This is a genomic window from Methanocalculus sp. (genome assembly GCF_029762515.1).
Lineage (GTDB): Archaea > Halobacteriota > Methanomicrobia > Methanomicrobiales > Methanocorpusculaceae > Methanocalculus.
In genome coordinates this window covers 1-3668 of sequence record NZ_JARVGN010000237.1, presented here as the reverse complement: position 1 = coordinate 3668, position 3668 = coordinate 1, and the positions used below count along the sequence as shown (strand labels likewise).

At 50.8% G+C, this 3668-nt stretch carries 7 protein-coding genes; 6 read left to right on the top strand and 1 reads right to left on the bottom strand.

What is annotated here, in order from left to right; genetic code table 11:
- The 5 genes from QCH34_RS08755 to QCH34_RS13350 form a co-directional block, all read left to right on the top strand.
- Positions 1 to 520 (top strand): NAD-dependent epimerase/dehydratase family protein (locus QCH34_RS08755; protein WP_300332972.1); only part of this gene is annotated, 520 nt, incomplete at its 5' end.
- 64 nt (positions 521 to 584) lie between these two features.
- The gene (locus QCH34_RS08750; protein WP_300332971.1) at positions 585 to 896 is read left to right on the top strand and encodes a DUF4258 domain-containing protein; all 312 of its coding nucleotides are present in this window, start codon (positions 585 to 587) and stop codon (positions 894 to 896) included.
- Positions 893 to 1138 carry a type II toxin-antitoxin system MqsA family antitoxin gene (locus QCH34_RS08745; protein ID WP_300332970.1) on the top strand — a complete coding sequence of 82 codons (246 nt, stop codon included), beginning with the start codon at positions 893 to 895 and terminating at the stop codon, positions 1136 to 1138. The genes QCH34_RS08750 and QCH34_RS08745 overlap by 4 nt, the downstream gene beginning before the upstream one ends.
- Before the next feature lie 111 nt (positions 1139 to 1249).
- Positions 1250 to 1498, top strand: coding sequence for a type II toxin-antitoxin system HicB family antitoxin (locus QCH34_RS08740; RefSeq protein WP_300332969.1), 249 nt, complete (start codon positions 1250 to 1252; stop codon positions 1496 to 1498).
- Positions 1499 to 1502: 4 nt separating this feature from the next.
- A complete protein-coding gene (locus QCH34_RS13350) occupies positions 1503 to 1730 on the top strand; it encodes a type II toxin-antitoxin system HicA family toxin (protein ID WP_366898501.1) in 228 nt (75 codons plus the stop codon).
- Positions 1731 to 1802: 72 nt separating this feature from the next.
- On the opposite strand, the gene QCH34_RS08735 is transcribed toward QCH34_RS13350, so the two are convergent.
- Positions 1803 to 2696, bottom strand: a complete 894-nt coding sequence (locus QCH34_RS08735) for a DUF368 domain-containing protein (protein ID WP_300332968.1) — start codon at positions 2694 to 2696, stop codon at positions 1803 to 1805.
- 71 nt (positions 2697 to 2767) lie between these two features.
- Between QCH34_RS08735 and QCH34_RS08730 the strand changes: the two genes are divergently transcribed.
- Positions 2768 to 3668 (top strand): cofactor-independent phosphoglycerate mutase (locus QCH34_RS08730; protein ID WP_300332964.1); only part of this gene is annotated, 901 nt, incomplete at its 3' end.

Here is a 3668-nt window from a genome sequence, read left to right as displayed (position 1 = left end):
GCCTATCTCGGTCTATGGTGCAAGCAAGCTCGCGTCTGAAGCGATGATCTCGTCGTACTGTCACACCTACCAGATGAAAGGATCGGTCTTCCGGTTTGCTAATATCATTGGTCCCCGGAGCAACCACGGGGTGATCTTTGACTTTATCAGGAAACTCAAGAGTAACCCGGAGCAGCTTGAGATCCTGGGTGACGGAACCCAGACCAAATCTTATCTCTCGGTTGCTGCCTGCGTTGAGGGGATGATCTATGCCTCAGAGCATGGTTCCAATCTGTATAATGTCTATAATATCGGATCTGATGACTGGATCGATGTCGTCTCGATAGGAGAGATCGTTGTATCCGAGATGGGGCTTGCTGATGTCGAATTCGCCTTCACCGGAGGGGATCGCGGCTGGATAGGGGATGTCCCGAAGATGCTCCTCTCTGTTGAAAAGATTCAGGGGCTTGGATGGAAGCCGGGTATCGGGTCTGAGAGGAGTGTTCGTGAGGCCGTCCGGGCGGGGTTATCAGAATTGTGATCGTATCGGTGACTTTGATTTGTTGTGATCGTATGGGGACAGACACAAAGGAAGGGATGGAGAGGTGAACATAAGAGAAGAGATCAACAGATTTGCAGAATGTGATGCCGTCATTATTTCACATCATGCACGAGTCAGGATGTTTGAGAGGAATATTTCAACTGATGATCTTCAATCAATTATTCGGGGTGGGGAGATCATTGAGTCATATCCCGACGATGATCCATGTCCAGCTGTGCTCATACTTGGTTTTATACGTGAAGACGCATATCATCTAGTACTGGGGATTTGTGAAGATCATCTCCGGGTTATTACAACATACAATCCGGATGAAGGGTCCTGGATAGATGCACGAACAAGGAGGAGAGAAGGTTGATTCCAGAGAGATGCACGTTTTGTAAAGGAACTCTGCATGAAGGAAAGACTGAGTTTATTGCCAGAGTAGCAGATGAGATCGTCGTTATCAGGGATGTCCCGGCATGTATCTGTGATCGCTGTGGTGAAGCGTATTATACCATTGAAATCTCGAAAAAGATTGATCTGGTGATGAAGGATGTGCATAATGGCCGGCTCTGTTGCAGACCTCTTGCAGCAGGTGAAGTTGAACTGACTGGTTAGTAATCTGATCCATGAAGCGATCAATCCCTATCTGGATTAATGCACGATCTCTTGGTATGGTGGACGAGAGATATATGATATCAGAATACGCTGGAGGCTGAAGAAGATACAATGTCCGAATACATGCTCTCAATTACTATCAGGAAACTTGATGAAGGGGGATACCTGGCAACAAGTGACACTATTCAGGGTCTTATTGCTCAGGGTAGAACAATCAGTGAAACTATGGAGATCGCCCAGGATGTCGCCCGTAAACTGATAGAATCATATCTTGAACATGGCGATCCCCTGCCGGAGCATCTTGTTTCTTCAACAAAATTAATTAAAAATGTCAAGATTCCCGTTACGGTAACGGTATAACCAAATGATCAAGCTTCCTTCAATACCGGCCCGCGAAGTTATCCGAAAGTTAAAAGTTACCGGTTTTGTATTTGATCGACAGGCAAAAGGGAGCCATGAGATATGGTATAACCCCGTCACGAAACGAAGAACTGTTGTTCCAAATCATTCAGGTATGGATATTCCAAAAGGAACTGTGCGGGCGATCATTCATGAAGCTGGGTTGACTGTAGAGGAATTTGTACGATTATAATGGTCCTTTTGTATCAATCAATTCTTTAATCACATCGAATTTCATATGGTGAGTGAGGATAGTTGACTCCCCTCATTTTTTGTGAACAATAGTATCCCTCTTTTTCCGCCTTATCTGCTCAACTGCGGCGATCAGGATGAAACCAGTCGTACACGCGATGATGACTTCCGGTGTGAATCCCCCCGCCTCCCCAATCCGTTCAAACAATGTCCGGGTCGATCCGAGCATCAGGCCGGTCAGGAAGGCGAGCAGAACAGCAGTGTAGTGGTCAAGGAGGTACCGGAGCGCCCGGGAGAAGAGGAGGATGCCGATTGCCCCTCCTGCCATGAACGCGATGATCTCTGGGATTGAGACGTCCCTGAGTGCCTGAAGCATATACTCGTACTGCCCGAGGATGAGGGTGAGGTATGCACCCGATATTCCGGGGAGGATCATCGCACAGAGGGCGATCATACCGGTTAGAAAGATCATCGGGAGAGAGTGGCCAAATGATCCTGCGGGGATGCTTCCGATCATGTATCCGACTAAAAGGCCAGCACCAATGAAGATGATGGCACTTTTTCTGGCAGACTCGATCTGGATGGCGATCACAACGGCAGATGCTACGATGATCCCAAGAAAGAGCCCGAATGCCTCGCCAGGCCAGGTCTCAAGGATATGCAGGATCGCCCGTGACATCAGGAGAGCGGCGGTGCCGATCCCGGCAAGCAGGATGATCAGGAATATCGGATCGGCTGCCTGTAAATCATCTTTGAACCCTCTAATATCTCCACGTAGAAGCCGGATCGCGGTATGCGGGCGCACAGCGGCTATTGCATGGACAAGCCGCCCGTAAATGCCGGTGATAAACGCCATGGTGCCGCCGGAGACACCGGGTACGATGTCGGATCCGCCCATGATGAGGCCGCGGAGAAAGATTCCGGCAGCTTCACGGAATGAGATGTCAGGTTTCACAGAGTAGATCATGTGCGCTCAAGAGACTATTAATGATACTCCCGGCAGATCTAGTAATGATGCATCTGGAGGAAGTAGAGGGAATGAAGAGGAAATGCCTCCTTATCCTTGGGGATGGGATGGCAGATGAGCCGATTGAAGCACTCGGCGGGCTGAGCCCGCTTGAGTATGCTTCTACCCCGAACATGGATGCCATTGCCCGGAATGGCCGGATGGGCCTGCTGGAAACGGTACCTCCGGGTTTTGAACCAGGATCAGATGTTGCAAATCTCTCTGTCCTCGGCTATGATCCGGCCCTCTACTATACCGGGCGCGGTCCGCTGGAGGCGGCCTCGATGGGTGTTGCGCTTGCAGCAGGCGATATCGCATACCGTTGCAACCTGGTGACGATCCGGGACGGGGTGATGGAGGATTTCTCTGCCGGTCATATCTCTAGTTCCGAGGGAAAAGAGCTCTTTGCCTCGCTTCAGAAGGAACTTGATGGCGTAACTCTCTATCCGGGGATCAGCTACAGAAACCTGCTCGTCTTTCATCATGGGAGCGGGGCATCCTCCACCCCTCCGCATGATATCGTCGGGCAGCCGATCGATTCCTATCTGCCGACAGGAGCAGACGCGGATATCCTGCGTCATTGTATGGAGGTCTCGGCAGAGGTCTTTGCCGGCCACCCGGTGAATCTGAAACGAATTGAGAAGGGACAATCTCCTGCAACCTCCATCTGGCCGTGGAGCGGGGGGCAGACTCCGAAAATTCCGTCATTTGAAGAACAGTACGGGAGATCCGGCGGGATGATCTCAGCAGTCGATCTCCTCTTTGGAATTGCGACAATTGCCCGCATGGAGGTGATCAAGGTTCCCGGAGCAACCGGATATCTCGATACCGACTATGAGGCCAAGATCCGGTATGCACTGGACGCGCTGAAGCGGCTTGACTTCGTGTACGTGCATGTCGAGGCACCTGATGAAGCCGGGCATCTTGGGAGCC